11 protein-coding genes and 1 tRNA gene are annotated in these 15,193 nt (G+C 69.7%); 10 read left to right on the forward strand and 2 right to left on the reverse strand.

Going from position 1 to position 15,193, the window contains the following annotated elements:
- Together MMA15_RS04465 and MMA15_RS04470 are read left to right on the forward strand one after the other, a co-directional pair.
- On the forward strand, window positions 1-942 hold the full coding sequence (locus MMA15_RS04465; RefSeq protein WP_241057659.1) for an ABC transporter ATP-binding protein: 942 nt from the start codon (window positions 1-3) through the stop codon (window positions 940-942).
- Entirely contained in the window at window positions 939-1,655 is a 717-nt protein-coding gene (locus MMA15_RS04470; RefSeq protein ID WP_241062982.1) for an ABC transporter ATP-binding protein, read from the forward strand. The genes MMA15_RS04465 and MMA15_RS04470 overlap by 4 nt, the downstream gene beginning before the upstream one ends.
- Window positions 1,656-1,925: 270 nt before the next feature.
- Here MMA15_RS04470 and MMA15_RS04475 read toward each other — a convergent pair whose 3' ends face one another.
- Window positions 1,926-2,648: an ANTAR domain-containing response regulator gene (locus MMA15_RS04475; protein WP_372498176.1), complete on the reverse strand. Its 723-nt coding sequence runs from the start codon at window positions 2,646-2,648 to the stop codon at window positions 1,926-1,928.
- A 90-nt stretch (window positions 2,649-2,738) separates the two neighbouring features.
- Between MMA15_RS04475 and MMA15_RS04480 the strand changes: the two genes are divergently transcribed.
- From MMA15_RS04480 to pyk, 8 genes are all read left to right on the forward strand, one after another.
- Window positions 2,739-2,821: transfer RNA gene (locus MMA15_RS04480), tRNA-Leu, on the forward strand.
- 75 nt (window positions 2,822-2,896) lie between these two features.
- A complete protein-coding gene (locus MMA15_RS04485; protein ID WP_241057660.1) occupies window positions 2,897-3,679 on the forward strand; it encodes a helix-turn-helix domain-containing protein in 783 nt (260 codons plus the stop codon).
- A gap of 59 nt (window positions 3,680-3,738) precedes the next feature.
- Window positions 3,739-6,312, forward strand: coding sequence for an aminopeptidase N (pepN, locus tag MMA15_RS04490; RefSeq protein ID WP_241057661.1), 2,574 nt, complete (start codon window positions 3,739-3,741; stop codon window positions 6,310-6,312).
- 235 nt (window positions 6,313-6,547) lie between these two features.
- Window positions 6,548-8,401, forward strand: a complete 1,854-nt coding sequence (locus MMA15_RS04495) for a pectate lyase-like domain-containing protein (protein WP_241057663.1) — start codon at window positions 6,548-6,550, stop codon at window positions 8,399-8,401.
- Between the two features lie 297 nt (window positions 8,402-8,698).
- Window positions 8,699-10,417, forward strand: a complete 1,719-nt coding sequence (locus MMA15_RS04500; protein WP_241057665.1) for a pyridoxal phosphate-dependent decarboxylase family protein — start codon at window positions 8,699-8,701, stop codon at window positions 10,415-10,417.
- Window positions 10,414-11,934, forward strand: coding sequence for a lysine N(6)-hydroxylase/L-ornithine N(5)-oxygenase family protein (locus MMA15_RS04505; RefSeq protein WP_241057666.1), 1,521 nt, complete (start codon window positions 10,414-10,416; stop codon window positions 11,932-11,934). Before MMA15_RS04500 ends, MMA15_RS04505 begins: the two co-directional genes overlap by 4 nt.
- 184 nt (window positions 11,935-12,118) lie before the next feature.
- The gene (locus MMA15_RS04510; RefSeq protein WP_241057667.1) at window positions 12,119-12,826 is read left to right on the forward strand and encodes an SIMPL domain-containing protein; all 708 of its coding nucleotides are present in this window, start codon (window positions 12,119-12,121) and stop codon (window positions 12,824-12,826) included.
- Between the two features lie 214 nt (window positions 12,827-13,040).
- On the forward strand, window positions 13,041-14,477 hold the full coding sequence (pyk, locus tag MMA15_RS04515) for a pyruvate kinase (protein ID WP_241057668.1): 1,437 nt from the start codon (window positions 13,041-13,043) through the stop codon (window positions 14,475-14,477).
- 100 nt (window positions 14,478-14,577) lie between these two features.
- Here pyk and MMA15_RS04520 read toward each other — a convergent pair whose 3' ends face one another.
- Window positions 14,578-14,868 carry a chorismate mutase gene (locus MMA15_RS04520; RefSeq protein ID WP_241062984.1) on the reverse strand — a complete coding sequence of 97 codons (291 nt, stop codon included), beginning with the start codon at window positions 14,866-14,868 and terminating at the stop codon, window positions 14,578-14,580.
- Window positions 14,869-15,193 lie beyond the last annotated feature (325 nt).

Consider the following 15,193-nt stretch of genomic DNA (forward strand, 5'->3'; position numbering starts at 1 on the left):
ATGACCACCACGACCACCACAGGCGCACCGCAGACCGCGCCCGCAGGCCGCACCGACGTACTGCGCGCCACCGGAGTCACCATGCGCTTCGGCGGCCTCACCGCCGTGCGCAACGTCGACCTCAACGTCGACAGCGGCGAGATCGTCGGCCTCATCGGCCCCAACGGAGCCGGAAAGACCACCTTCTTCAACTGCCTCACCGGCCTGTACATACCGACCGAAGGACAGGTCGCCTACAAAGGGAAAGTGCTCCCGCACCGCTCCCACCTCGTCACCAAGGCAGGCATCGCCCGCACCTTCCAGAACATCCGCCTCTTCTCCAACATGACGGTCCTCGAAAACGTCCTCGTAGGCCGCCACACCCGCACCAAAGAAGGACTCCTCTCCGCACTCCTGCGCGGCCCCGGCTTCCGCAAAGCCGAACGCACCTCCGAAGAACGCGCCATGGAACTACTGGAGTTCACCGGCCTCGCCGCCAAACGCGAACACCTCGCCCGCAACCTCCCCTACGGCGAACAACGCAAGCTGGAGATCGCCCGCGCACTCGCCAGCGAACCCGGCCTGCTGCTCCTCGACGAACCCACCGCGGGCATGACCGCAGGCGAGACCAGCGCCACCCGCGACCTCGTACTCGCCATACGGGAACAAGGCACAGCCGTACTCGTCATCGAGCACGACATGCGCTTCATCTTCAACCTCTGCGACCGCGTCTCCGTCCTCGTACAAGGCGAGAAACTCGTCGAAGGCTCACCCGAGACCGTCCAGGCCGACGAACGCGTCATCGCCGCCTACCTCGGCACACCCTTCGAAGGAGAACCCGGCGAAGCCGAAGCAGCGGAAGTCCGCGAAGCCGAAAAGGCCACCGGACACGCGGCCACCGGCACCCCCGCGGACGACACCGAAACCGGGTCCGGCGAGAACCCGAAGGGAGAGCGGTCCTGATGCCACTCCTCGAAGTCGAAGACCTCCGCGTCGCCTACGGCAAGATCGAAGCCGTCAAAGGCATCTCCTTCACCGTCGACGCAGGCGAAGTCGTCACCCTCATCGGCACCAACGGCGCCGGCAAGACAACCACCCTGCGCACCCTCTCCGGCCTGCTCAAACCACTCGCCGGAAAGATCACCTTCGACGGAGAAGTGATCAACGACCTCGGCGCACACAAGATCGTCGCCAGGGGACTCGCACACTCCCCCGAAGGCCGCCGCATCTTCCCCCGCCTCACCATCGCCGAGAACCTCCAACTCGGCGCATTCCTGCGCAAGGACACCGCAGGCATCCAACGCGACATCGAACGCGCCTACACCCTCTTCCCCATCCTCGGAGAACGCCGCAACCAAGCCGCCGGCACCCTCTCCGGAGGCGAACAGCAGATGCTCGCCATGGGACGCGCCCTGATGTCCCAGCCCAAACTGCTCATGCTCGACGAGCCCTCCATGGGCCTCTCCCCGATCATGATGCAGAAGATCATGGAGACCATCACCGAACTCAAGGCCCAGGGCACGACGATCCTCCTCGTCGAACAGAACGCCCAGGCCGCCCTCTCCCTCGCCGACCACGGCCACGTCATGGAGATCGGCACCATCGCCCTCTCCGGCACCGGCGAGGAACTCATGCACGACGAATCCGTACGCAAGGCCTACCTCGGCGAGGACTGACACGCCGCCCGGCAACGCCTGCCGCACGCCCGACGCGCAAACGCCGCTGGGGCCGCCCGGAACTCCGGACGGCCCCAGCACGCGTAAGCGCACCTCGGCACTCGCAAGATTCGTTCGACGACATCTGCCGCGCAGGCCCCGCACTCAGGGGAGCGCAAGGGACCAGGTGCGCAGGGGGCAGCGGGACACACCACAGCGGCGACTTCGGGCCACTCCCTCAGGAGACCCGCCCCGGGGCGCTCCCTCAGACCGCAACCTCGGCCCGACCGGTCACTGCCCCCGCTGATCCCGGTCGCTCTGCTCCCGGCCCTGCTGCTTCTGCTGCTTCTGCTGCTTGCGCTCCTCGCCGTCCGCGATCACGGCCTCCGCGACCTGCCGCATCGACAACCGCCGGTCCATCGACGTCTTCTGTATCCACCGGAACGCGGCAGGCTCCGTAAGCCCGTACTGCGTCTGAAGAACACTCTTCGCCCGGTCCACCAGCTTCCGCGTCTCCAACCGCTGGGAGAGATCCGCGACCTCCTTCTCCAGCGCCCGCAGCTCCGTGAACCTCGACACCGCCATCTCGATCGCCGGCACCACATCGCTCTTGCTGAACGGCTTCACCAGATACGCCATCGCACCCGCGTCCCGCGCACGCTCCACCAACTCGCGCTGCGAGAACGCCGTCAGCATCAGCACCGGCGCGATGCCCTCCTCGGCGACCTTCTCCGCCGCCGAGATCCCGTCCAGCACCGGCATCTTCACATCGAAGATGCACAGATCCGGCCGGTGCTCCCGCGTCAACTCCACCGCGCTGCGCCCGTCACCGGCCTCGCCGACGACGGAGTAGCCCTCCTCCTCCAGCATCTCCTTGAGATCCATGCGGATCAGCGCCTCGTCCTCGGCGATCACCACTCGCGTGGTCAGCGGCGGCACATGCGCGCTCGCCTCCTCGGCACCGGAGGCGTCGGCGCCGGAGTTCTCGGGCTCGGGGATGTCCGCGGTGCTCACTGGGCTCCTCGTTTCCGCACGGGTGGGAGGTACGAGAGTATCGAGTACCTCACGAGCACCCACACCCGGTATACTCCCAGGGCGACTGCGGCCGGGTTGGCGGAACGGCATACGCGGATGCCTCAAAAGCATCTGTCCGAAAGGGCATGCGGGTTCGAATCCCGCACCCGGCACCCTCTTTGCTCCAATCGAGTGACTCGATCAGGCTTTCCCTTATCGCACAGCGACACATCCTGCACGCTCTGTGCATGGAACAGCACCACCCCTCTCTGAGAAGCGAAGCCCTGGCTCTCCTGCGGAGCGGCGTCACCAACCGGGAAGTCGCGGAAAAGCTCGGCGTGCCCCGCGGCACTGTCGGCTGGTGGCTGCACGAAGACCGCAAGGCGCGGGGCGTAGTCGTTGCCGAGCGCCCGCACAACTGCCCGCGCTGCCTGAGTCTGCCGATCAACCGCCCCGCGTACGCCTACCTGCTCGGCCTATATCTCGGTGACGGCCACATCGTCGCGAAAGGCAAGCAGAACCACCTGTCGATCTACTGCTGTGACGGCTGGCCGGGCCTCATCGATGACGCGGAAGACACGATGCGGAAGGTGCTCACCGGTACAAACACCGGGCGGCGGGCGAAAATCGGCTGTACGGAGGTGAAGTCGTACAGCAAGCACTGGACATGCCTCTTCCCTCAGCACGGTCCCGGAATGAAGCATCAACGGCGCATCGAACTCTCGGACTGGCAGCAGGAGATCGCTGACGGATTTCCATGGGAGCTGGTGCGCGGACTGATCCACTCCGACGGCTGCCGGTTCACCAACTGGACGACCCGCATGGTCGGTGGGAAGCGCAAGCGCTACGAATACCCCCGCTACTACTTCACCAACAAGTCGGACGACATCAGGAAGATCTTCACCGACACCCTGGACCGGCTCGGGGTCGAGTGGAGGACGCTCGCACGTGGCAGCGACCCTTACAACATCTCCATAGCCCGCCGCCCCTCCGTCGCGCTCATGGACGCGCATATCGGGCCCAAGTACTGAGCCCGTGCTCCCCGCTTACTCCGGTGCGGCTGTCGGCGGGCTACGGGAGCATGGCACGTATGCGATCACTGACGCGCGATGAGGCGCAGACGCGGGCCGGGCTTCTCGATGTGGAGCGGTACGTCATCGATCTCGATCTGACGTGCGGCGGGGAGGTGTTCGGGTCGGTGACGACGGTGCGTTTCTCCGTGAAGGAGGGGCGCGGCGGGGCCGATTCGTTCGTCGAGGTGCGGCCCGTCGAGTTGCTGGGGGCAGAGCTGGACGGGGTGGCGCTGGATACGGAGGGGGCTTTCGCGGATGGCCGGTTGTGGCTGCGGGGTCTGGCCGAGGGGGTTCATGAGCTGCGTGTCGAGGCGCGTATGGGGTTTTCGCGGGTCGGTGAGGGGATGCACCGGTTCACGGATCCGGCGGACGGGCGGGTGTATCTGTACACGCAGTGTTTTCTGGATGATGCGCCGCTGGTGTTCGCGTGTTTCGACCAGCCTGACTTGAAGGCGGTCTTCGAGGTGGGGGTGACGGCGCCGGAGGGTTGGACGGTGCTGGGCAACGGTGTGGCGCGGCGGGTGCCGGGGAGTGGTGGCCGTTGGGTGTGTGCGCCGACGCCGCGGTTGAGTACGTATCTGGTGGCGGTGGTGGCGGGGCCCTATCACTCGGTGCGTACGGAGCATGCGGGGTTGCCGTTCGGTCTTCATGTGCGGCGTTCTCTGGGGGAGTTCCTGGATGCGGATGCGGAGGAGCTGCTGGAGGTTACGCGGCGTTGTTTCGACCGTTATCACGAGTTGTTCGACGAGCCGTATCCGTTCGACTCGTACGACCAGGCTTTCGTGCCGGAGTTCAATGCGGGTGCGATGGAGAATCCGGGGCTGGTGACGTTGCGGGACGAGTATGTGTTCCGTTCGGCGGTGACGGGTCTGGATCGTCGTACGCGTGGTGTGACGGTGGCTCATGAGATGGCCCATATGTGGTTCGGGGATCTGGTGACCCTGCGGTGGTGGGACGACATCTGGCTGAACGAGTCGTTCGCGGAGTACATGGGGTATCGGACGCTGCGTGAGGCGACGCGTTTCTCGGGGGTGTGGACGGATTTCGCGGTGGCGCGTAAGGGGTGGGGTTATGACGCGGATCAGCGGCCGTCGACTCATCCGGTGGCTCCGGAGCCGGGTTCTGTGCCGGATACTGCTTCGGCGTTGCTGAATTTCGATGGGATCTCTTATGCGAAGGGTGCGTCGGTGCTGCGTCAGTTGGTGGCGTGGCTGGGTGAGCGGGATTTCCTCGCGGGGGTCAACAGGCATTTGACGCGGCACCGTTTCGGTAATGCGTCGCTGACGGATTTCGTGGGTTCACTGGCGGAGGCGTCGGGGCGTGATGTGCATGGCTGGGCGGAGCGCTGGCTGCGTACGACGGGGGTGGACGGGTTCTCCCCGTCGGTGTCGGAGGGTCATGGGCAGTGGTCGGTGGCGCTGCGGCATGAGGGGAGCCGTCCGCATCGTCTGGAGTTGGGTCTCTACGATGTGGCGCCCGCGGAGCCGGGGCGTCTGGTGCTGCGGGAGCGGCTGGGGCGTGATGTGGGGGCGGAGGAGGCGGAGTCGGTCGTGGTGGCGGAGGGGCCGCGTCCTGATCTGCTGTTGGTGAACGACGGTGATCTGACGTACGCGAAGGTGCGGTTGGACGGGGTTTCGTGGGGGACGGTGCGGGGGGCGTTGTCGGGGCTTCCGGATGCGTTGTCGCGTGCGGTGGTGTGGAACGCGGTGCGGGACATGGTGCGGGACGGGGAGTTGGCGCCGGGGGAGTTTCTGGAGGCGGTGCGGGTTCATGCTCCGGCGGAGTCCGAGGTGGCGGTGCTGGAGGGTGTGTTGTCGTTCGCGCGGGGGACGGTGGCGGACTGTTTTGTGCCGGTGGAGCGGCGTGGTGCGGCGTTGGGGCTGCTGGCGGGTGTGTGCGGTGAGGTGCTGGCGGGTTCGGATTGTGCTTCGGGGTCGGGCACGGGGGCGGCGGGGGCCGGTCCGGGGTCGGGTGTGGATGTCGCGGGGCTGCGTTTGACGGCGGTGCGCCGGTTCATCGACTGTGCTTCGGATTCCGGGGAGTTGCTGGCGTGGCGTGAGGCGGGTTCGGTGCCGGGTGGTCCGGTGCTGGATGCGGAGTTGCGGTGGCGGCTGCTGTTGCGTCTTTCGGCGCTGGGTGCGGTGGGTGAGGCGGAGATCGACGGGGAGCTGGCCGCCGATCCGGGGGCGGCGGGTGAGGAGGGTGCGGCTCGGTGCCGGGCTGCGTTGCCTGATGCGGCGGGCAAGGAGGCGGCGTGGGGGGCGATGTTCTTCTCGGACGGGTTGTCGAACTATCTGCTGCGGGCGACGGCGGAGGGGTTCTGGCAGGCGGAGCAGGGGGAGTTGCTGGCCGCCGGTGGTTTCGCGGAGCGGTATTTCGCGGATGTGGTGCCGGTGGCGGCGCGGCGTGGTGCTGCGGTGGCGTCGGTTCTGGGGCGTACGGCCTTTCCTCGTACGGTCGTTGAGGAGACGGTGTTGCGGCGTGGGCTGGAGTGTGTGGCGGGGGCGGGTCTGACGCCTGCGTTGCGGCGGGAGTTGGTGGACCGGCTGGATGATCTGCGGCGTGCGCTGCGGGTGCGGGGGCTTGTGTAGCGGCTGAGGGTTCGGGCGGGGCGCCGTGTGCCGGGGTTGCGGGGCGGGGTGCCGCTTGCGGCGGGGTGCAGGGGTGGCTCAACTCGCGGGTGCCGGTTGCCCGTTCGGGCGTGGTGTGTGACCGGTCGTGTGGGCTGGGCCGACTTTTCTCATGTCTTGGCTTAAGGCTTGACCGGTGCTTGGTTCAGACCTACGGTCCACTCACCATCCTGACATCGTCGAGGAGTTGGACCCCATGTCCCCCACACCCCACTCGCCCCGCGGCAGCGGTGACCCCGGCAGCGAGCCGGTCGCCGCGGACGCCTCCGCTCCGCCGTCCCGTACGGGAGTGCGCCGCCGTACGGTGCTGGCGACGATCGCCGCGGCCGGGCTCGGCGGCGCCGGCGTGGCCGCCGCGCCCAAGGCCGCCTCCGCCCTCGGTCTCGCCGGCCGGTCCGGAGTGTCCGCCGCGGAGCCCGACTTCGGCCCGAACGTGTCCGTGTTCGGCCCGGACACGTCCGCGAAGGACATCCAGGCGAAGGTCGACGCGGTCTTCAAGGAGCAGGAGAAGGCCCAGTTCGGCAAGGCGCGCCATGCGTTCCTGTTCAAGCCGGGCTCTTACGAGGCCGATGTGAACGTCGGCTTCTTCACCCAGGTCGCCGGTCTCGGTCTGACCCCGGACGAGGTGAAGGTCTCGGGCGCGGTGCACGCGGAGGCCGACTGGTTCGACGGCAACGCCACGCAGAACTTCTGGCGTTCGGCCGAGGGCATCGCGGTGACGCCGAAGGGCGGCAAGGACCGCTGGGCCGTCTCCCAGGCCGCCCCGTACCGGCGTATGCATGTGAAGGGCGATCTGGAGCTGGACGACGGCGGCTGGTCGAGCGGCGGTCTGATGGCGGACACGGTGGTCGACGGCCAGGTGCGTTCCGGTTCGCAGCAGCAGTGGCTCTCGCGCAACACCGAGTGGAAGAGCTGGGAAGGCGCGAACTGGAACATGGTCTTCGTGGGTGCGAAGAACGCCCCGGGCGGCGACGGCTTCCCCTCTCCCCCGTACACGACGGTCGAGGCGACGCCGAAGGTGCGTGAGAAGCCCTATCTGTACGTCGACGAGGGCGGCGCGTACCAGGTGTTCGTGCCCGCGCTGCGTGCCGACTCCACGGGGGCGAGCTGGTCCGGCGGTGCGCCCAAGGGCGAGTCGCTGCCGCTGGACGGCTTCCGCATCGCGAAGGCGGGCGACTCGGCGAAGGAGCTGAACTCGGCGCTGAAGGACGGCAAGCACCTGCTGCTGACGCCGGGCGTCTACGAGTTGGACGAGCCGCTGGCTGTGACGGAGAAGAACACCGTCGTGCTGGGGCTGGGCCTGGCCACGCTCATGCCGGCCGGAGGCGACGCGGCGTTGAAGGTGGCGGACGTGGACGGCGTGAAGCTCGCCGGTTTCCTCGTCGAGGCGGGCGCGAAGAACTCGCCGACGCTCATCGAGATCGGCCCGAAGGGCGCGGACGCGGACCACTCCGCCAACCCGACGTCGCTGCACGATGTGTTCGTACGCATCGGCGGTGCCGGTGAGGCGAAGTCGGAGACCAGCCTCGTCATCAACAGCTCCCATGTGATCGCCGACCATCTGTGGCTGTGGCGCGCCGACCACGGCGACGGCGTCGGCTGGGAGACCAACCCGGCCGACACCGGTCTGGTCGTCAACGGCAGTGATGTGACGGCCTACGGGCTGTTCGCGGAGCACTACAAGAAGTACCAGGTGATCTGGAACGGCGAGCGGGGCCGTACGTACTTCTTCCAGAACGAGCTGCCCTACGACCCGCCGAATCAGGACGCGTGGATGAACGGCGACACTCGCGGCTACGCGGCCTACAAGGTCGACGGCTCCGTGAAGGACCACCAGGCGTTCGGGCTGGGGAGTTACTGCTTCTTCAACGTCGACAAGTCCGTCGTCGCGGACCGTTCGTTCGAGGTGCCGCGGGCGGAGGGCGTGAAGCTTCACCACATGACGTCGGTGTCGCTGGGCGGTACGGGCACGATCGAGCACGTCGTCAACGACACGGGCGGGCCCGCGAACGCCGACAAGAACGTGGCGACGGTGACGTCCTACCCGTGACCGGACGCGCCGGGCGGTGAGGGGCACCGGCGAGACGCCGCGGTCGCGCACGGCCGGCTCCCCGGGGTGAGCGTGCCCCGGGGAGCCTCGTGACGCCGGGCAGGCTCCGGGGTCCCCGGGACCGCTGTCTCGGGCGCCGCGTCACCCCTTCGGGCGAACCGGACCGGTATCGAGATCAACGCACGGCGTGCGCACGTAAGTTGGGCCATCTCGACACTCCTCCCCGGTCCGGCGGCGCCGTTCGTGTGCCTCCGGGCCGGGGAGCTGTGGGACCGCGACGGCGAAGGATCTCCGCTCATGCCGCTCCCGACCGTGCCCGCACAGACAGGCGCCGCGCCGCTGCTCGCGGGCGGGACCCAAGGGGCCGCCGCGCTGCGGCCGTTGACGGCCGTGGTGGCCGATGCGCTGGAGGAGGGCGCGGCGAGGCGCTGCGGGCCGCTGCCCGGCGGCGGCCCGCGCCGGCTGGCCGAGGTGGTCGGTGGGGTGCTGCGCGGCGGTGTGCTGCCGGAGCACGGCACGGGTGAGCGTGAGGCGCTGTCGTCACTGGTGCGGATGGTGGCCCAGGGGGCGGCCGATCCCGCCGATCCGCTGTGTGCGGCGCATCTGCACTGCCCCCCGCTGGCCGTGGCCGCTGCCGCCGACCTCGCGGCGAGTGCGCTCAATCCGTCGCTGGACTCATGGGATCAGGCGCCTGCCGCTTCGGAGTTGGAGGCCCGTACGTGTGCCGGGCTGGCGCGGCTCGTGTACGGCGAGCGGGGCGCAGCGCCGGACGCGCTGGTGACCACGGGCGGTACGGAGTCGAATCAGCTCGGTCTGCTGCTCGCGCGTGAGCGTCTCGGTCCGGATGTGCGTGTCGTATGCGGGGATTCCGCGCATCACAGCGTGCGGCGTGCGGCGTGGCTGCTGGGGCTGCGCGAGCCGTTGCTCGTGCCCACGCCGGGCGGGGTGCTCCGCGCGGAGGCGCTGCGCGGGGTGCTCGGTGCGGGGCGCCCGTGCGGGGGCGTACTCGTGGTCGCGACGGCCGGTACGACCGATACGGGCGCTATCGATCCGCTGGACGAACTGGCCGATGTCGCCGCGGAGTTCGGTGCGCGGCTCCATGTGGACGCGGCGTACGGCGGCATGCTGCTCTTCAGCCGCGCTCTGCGTGGGCGGCTGGCCGGGCTGGAGCGGGCGCACAGCGTCACCCTCGATCTGCACAAGCTGGGCTGGCAGCCGGTCGCGGCAGGGCTGTTCGCGGTGCCGGACGGCGGGGACCTCGCGCCGCTCGACCACCGCGCCGACTATCTCAACGCCGGCGACGACAGCGACGCCGGGCTTCCCGATCTGCTGGGCCGCTCGCTGCGTACGACGCGGCGGCCCGACGTTCTGAAGATCGCCGTCACGCTGCGCGCCCTGGGCCGCAGTGGGATGGCCGCCCTTGTGGAGCGTACGTGTGCGGTGGCCCGGGAGCTGGCCGAACTGGTGGCGGACGACCCGGCGTTGGAGCTGTTCGGCATGCCGGAGCTGTCGACGGTGCTGTTCCGTCCCGTGGGCGCCGACGGTGAGGCGGTGGCCTCGGTGAGGCGACGGCTGCTGGCGGACGGCCGTGCGGTGCTGGGGCGGGCCCGCGTGGCTGCGCCCGGGGGCGATGGGCCTGAGGGCACCGGCCTCGGGCACCAGGGGCGAAGCAGCGGCGGTGATCTGCCCTCCGGTCTCTGGCTGAAGGCGACGCTGCTCAATCCGTATGCGCGCCGCGCCGATCTGGAGGCGCTGCTCAAGCTGGTGAGGGACGCCGTGCCGTCGGCTCCTCCGCCGGGGCCCGGGCGCCCGGACCCGTACTCGCCGCCGACCGGCGGAGACACGGGCACAGTCACGGCCGCTGCGCACGGCGCCGCCCGTACGAGCAGTACGGGCAGTACGGGCAGTACGGGCAGCACGAGCGGCACGAGCGGCACGGACGGCACCGCCGATGTGAGAGGCAGCAGGAAAGCCAGCACGGGCACCCCCGGCACCGCAAGGAGGCCCCGGTCATGACGACAGCCGACCGTCCGCTCATCGTGCCTGCCCAGGCGAAGGCCCAGCCGGGGTCCCCCGTGGCCGGGCGGCGCCGCCCGGACGCCGCCGCCGACGGCGGGCAGGACGGCCCGCCGCTGGATCTGCTGGGCGTCGGCGTCGGCCCGTTCAACCTCTCACTCGCCGCGCTCGCCGAAGGGCTGCCCGGACTGCGCACGGCGTTCTACGAGCAGCGCCCCGGTTTCCAGTGGCACCCGGGCATGCTCATCGAGGGCGCCACCCTCCAAGTGCCGTTCCTCGCCGACCTGGTGACGCTCGCCGACCCCGCGAGCCGCTGGTCCTTCCTCAGCTTCCTCAAGGCACGCGACCGGCTCTTCCCGTTCTACTTCGCGGAGCGCTTCCACATCGAGCGTGCCGAGTACGACGCGTACTGCCGCTGGGTCTGCGAGGGCCTGGAGAGCGTCCACTTCGGCCACCGCGTGGAATCGGTGCGCTGGCACCCCGAACTGCGCCTGTTCGAGGTGGACTTCACTCGTCTCGGCTCCGACGGGCCTGTGGCGCAGGGCAGTTCCTACGCCCGCAACCTGGTCCTCGGCGTCGGCACCGCGCCGCATGTGCCGGAGCCGTTGCGTGCCCTGGCCTCGTCGGTGGGCGCGGGCGCGCCCGTGGTCCACTCGTCGGACTATCTCGACCACCGTGAGCGGCTGCTGGAGGCCGGGCATGTCACGGTCATCGGGTCGGGCCAGTCCGGGGCGGAGGTCTTCCTGGATCTGCTGCGCCGCCGCCCGGTCGGCAGGGAGGGGCTGCACTGGCTGACGCGCAGCGCCGCGTTCTCGCCCATGGAGTACAGCAAGCTGGGCCTGGAGCACTTCACCCCGGACTACACCAGCTACTTCCACGGGCTGCCCGAGTCCGTGAGGGACCGGCTGGTGCCCCGGCAGTGGCAGCTCCACAAGGCCGTCGACCACGGCACGCTGGGCGCCGTCCACGACGAGCTGTACCACCGGACGCTGAGCGGCGGCTGGCCGGACGCCGTGCTCACCCCCGGGGTCGCCGTCCGCACGGCGGGGCGCATCGGTGCCACGCGGGTGGAGCTTCATCTGGAACACGTCGAGCAGGGCGTACGTACGCGACTGGCGACGGATGCGGTGGTGCTGGCGACGGGCTACCGGGAGCGGCCGCTGGGCAGCGTGCTCGCGTCGCTGGAGCCGTATCTGCGGCGGGACGCGTCTGAGCGGCTGCGCATCGACGAGCAGTACCGGCTGGTGACGGACCGGTCGGTGTCGGGAGCGGTGTATGTGCAGAACGCCGAGCGGCATACGCACGGTGTGGGCGCGCCCGATCTGGGACTGGCCGCACACCGCAGCGCGGTGATCCTCAACTCCCTCACGGAGCAGGAGAGTTACCGCATCCCGAGGCGTACGGCCTTTACGACGTTCGGGCTGCGGCCGGAGGGGCCGCTGGCCAGCGGCACGCCGGGCGTGGCCGAGCAGGCCGACCCGCAGCACTCGGACTTCCGGCCGCTGCGCATGACCTAGCAACGAGGCAGGGGCGAGACGGCCGTGAGCAGCCGCGAGGGATGCGGGGTTCGGCACGGGTTCGCCACGGGGCACACCCAGGGCTCGCCCCCGCCGTTGCGGGATGTGCGCGGGCTCGGCGGCGGGCCGGGCATCCCGGATGATCTCCCGCGCGCCTCATGGGAGTTCTGCGAGAGTTGACCGTATGACGAACACACCCGGTCACTCCGCAGCCGCCGGCCCCCTCCCCTACGGCACGCCCGACGAGCCGAGGCTGGCCGTGCGCGGCGAGGCCAGCCTCGAGTTCGATCCCGAGATCGCCCGCATCGCGGTGACGGTCACCGCACGCGGCACCGACCGGCGGGAGGCGCTGGAGTCGCTGACGCGCCGCAACTCCAATGTGCTGGAGCTGCTGAAGGAGTACGGCGAAGCCGTGGAGAAGCTGGCGACGGGCACGTTCTCGGTGTCGCCGGAGCTGACGGAGAAGGGCCGCCGTGAACGGGTGCGCACCTACAACGGAAGTGTGCGGATCACGGCCACCGTCGGTGACTTCACGGCGCTCGGCGAGATGACCACGCAGCTCGCCGAGTTGGAGATGACGAGGGTGGAGGGCCCCTGGTGGGCGCTGCGCGAGGACTCGCCCGCGCATCGCGAGGCGCGGCAGCAGGCGGTGCGGGAGGCCGTGACGAGGGCGCGTGAGTATGCGGCGGCGCTGGACGCGGAGTTGGTGGCGCTGCTGGAGCTGGCGGATCTGGGCGCGGAGAACGCAGCGCCCGCCTCCGCTCCGTCGTTCAGGGGCCGTCCCGCCGGATACGGGGGCGAGGCGGCTCCGGCGCTGGATCTTGAGCCGCAGCGGCAACGGGTCCAGGCGCAGGTCAACGCACGGTTCCTGATGAGCAGGCCCGCCCTCTGAACCTCCCGAGCGCGGAGCGCGGCGATGTGCCCGGCCGGGGCCGTTGACGCGAGGGCGGGCAAGGACGGGCGAGCCCGGCGCACCCGCCTTGAACGCGCTCATCGGAGCAAGCGCCATCTCACTTTAGAAGTTGTCAATGACCGCTTTGGCCAAGGATGTTGACGAATCCTCCGTGAGCCGGTCTCTACCTGTGGGTAAGCCCTAGGCTCGTGGCATGCGCCGCGCAAGGATCGTCAGCACACTAGGACCCGCCAGCCACTCGTACGAGCAGATCAAGGCGCTCGTAGAGGCGGGAATGGACGTCGCCAGGTTCAACATGAGCCATGGCACGCACGCAGAGCACGAGGAGCGTTACCACCGGGTGCGCAGAGCCGCGAAGGAGGCGGGCCGCGCCGTGGGCGTGCTCGCCGATCTTCAAGGCCCGAAGATCCGCCTCGGCCGATTCCGCGAGGGGCCGGTACTTCTTGAACGCGGCGATGAGTTCGCCATCACCGTCGAGCAGGTGGAGGGCGACCGCTCCCGCTGCGGCACCACCTACACCGGACTGGCCCACGACGTCTCGCCTGGCGAACGCATCCTCGTCGACGACGGCCGCGTCACGCTGGAGGTGACCTCCGTCGACGGGCCGGTCGTACACACCGTCGTCGTCGAGGGCGGAATGGTCTCCGACCACAAGGGCCTCAACCTCCCGGGCGTCGCGGTCTCCGTGCCCGCCCTGTCGGACAAGGACGTCGAGGATCTTCGCTGGGCCCTGCGCACGGGCGCCGACGTGATCGCGCTCTCGTTCGTGCGCAGCGGCGACGACGTGAAGGAGGTTCACCGGATCATGGCGGAGGAGGACCGCTACCTCCCCGTGATCGCGAAGCTGGAGAAGCCGCAGGGCGTGACGAACCTGGAGTCGGTCGTCGACGCGTTCGACGGTGTGATGGTCGCCCGCGGCGACCTGGGTGTGGAGATGCCGCTGGAGTCGGTGCCGCTGGTGCAGAAGCGCGCGATCAAGATGTGCCGCCGCAACGCCAAGCCCGTCATCGTGGCCACGCAGATGCTCGATTCGATGATCGAAGCCTCCCGGCCCACGCGTGCCGAGGTCTCCGACGTGGCGAACGCCGTCATGGACGGCACCGACGCCGTGATGCTCTCGGGCGAGACCAGCGTCGGCAAGCATCCCGCCGAGACGGTCAGGACGATGGGACGCATCGTCGAGGCGGCGGAGAAGGAACAGCTCGCCAAGGGCCTGCCGCCGCTGACCGAGCACAGCAAGCCGCGCACCCAGGGCGGTGCGGTCGCGCGTGCGGCAGCGGAGATGGGCGACTTCCTCGGCGCGAAGTATCTGGTGGCGTTCACACAGTCCGGGGACACGGTGCGCAGGCTGTCGCGCTACCGCTCTCCGGTGCCGGTGCTGGCCTTCACCCCGGACCCGGCCACGCGTGCGCAGCTCAGCCTGACCTGGGGCGTCGAGGCGCTCACGGGCCCGATGGTGCAGAGCACCGACGAGATGGTCGACCAGGTCGACGAGCAGTTGCTGAAGCTGGGCCGCTGTGAGAAGGGCGATCTGGTCGTCATCACCGCGGGCTCGCCGCCCGGAGTCCCCGGGTCCACGAACCTCGTACGCGTCCACCACATCGGCGAGGACGACGCGCCCACGCGCTGAGCGCGCCGCCCGCGGCCACGAGGGCCGCGAGGGGCGGGGCGTCCGGGCGGCCGGCCTCGCCGTCGCCGCCGTGTGCGCCCCGCACGCCCCGCCGCTCGTGTCAGGTACGGGCGATCGTCTCGTGGTGGCGGATCACCTCGGCGATCACGAAGTTGAGCAGCTTCTCCGCGAAGGCCGGATCGAGTTTGGCGCTCACGGCCAGCTCCCTCAGCCGCGCGATCTGACGTGCCTCGCGCGCCGGGTCGGCGGGCGGCAGATCGTGGTCGGCCTTGAGGCGTCCGACGCGCTGTGTGCACTTGAAACGCTCGGCGAGCATGTGCACCACAGCGGCGTCGATGTTGTCGATGCTGTCGCGCAGTGCGATCAGCTCGGCGCGTACGGACTCGTCCACGCCCGCGGTGGTGTCCTCCCGGGAGCCTGCCGCGCGGGCGCCTCCCGCCCCGGCGCGGGCGGCCGCTCCGGGCTCCCCTTCCGTACCTTCGGGTCCCGGGTCGTTCGCGGATGCCGGTTCCGTGCCTGGCCCCGGTTCCGTTCCGGGTGCCGATTCCGTACCGGATTCCGTACCGGGCTGCGTACCGGACCGGGTGCCGGTGCCGCTGGTCTCGCCGTGGGTCTTCGCCATGCCTGCCGTTCCAGTTCGCGGGTTGGTGACCTGCTCCGACCCTATGACGCCGCGCGGTCCGTGCCCTCGCCCGTACAGTGACAGTGGACGAGGA

The organism is Streptomyces marispadix, from assembly GCF_022524345.1.
GTDB lineage: Bacteria > Actinomycetota > Actinomycetes > Streptomycetales > Streptomycetaceae > Streptomyces > Streptomyces marispadix.

Excerpts from the sequence above, each read along its gene's own strand:
- MMA15_RS04485 (WP_241057660.1), top strand. The coding sequence starts at position 2,897 with ATGGAACAGCACCACCCCTCTCTGAGAAGCGAAGCCCTGGCTCTCCTG.
- pyk (WP_241057668.1), top strand. The coding sequence starts at position 13,041 with ATGCGCCGCGCAAGGATCGTCAGCACACTAGGACCCGCCAGCCACTCG.
- MMA15_RS04500 (WP_241057665.1), top strand. The coding sequence starts at position 8,699 with ATGCCGCTCCCGACCGTGCCCGCACAGACAGGCGCCGCGCCGCTGCTC.
- MMA15_RS04505 (WP_241057666.1), top strand. The coding sequence starts at position 10,414 with ATGACGACAGCCGACCGTCCGCTCATCGTGCCTGCCCAGGCGAAGGCC.
- MMA15_RS04510 (WP_241057667.1), top strand. The coding sequence starts at position 12,119 with ATGACGAACACACCCGGTCACTCCGCAGCCGCCGGCCCCCTCCCCTAC.
- pepN (WP_241057661.1), top strand. The coding sequence starts at position 3,739 with ATGCGATCACTGACGCGCGATGAGGCGCAGACGCGGGCCGGGCTTCTC.
- MMA15_RS04465 (WP_241057659.1), top strand. The coding sequence starts at position 1 with ATGACCACCACGACCACCACAGGCGCACCGCAGACCGCGCCCGCAGGC.
- MMA15_RS04495 (WP_241057663.1), top strand. The coding sequence starts at position 6,548 with ATGTCCCCCACACCCCACTCGCCCCGCGGCAGCGGTGACCCCGGCAGC.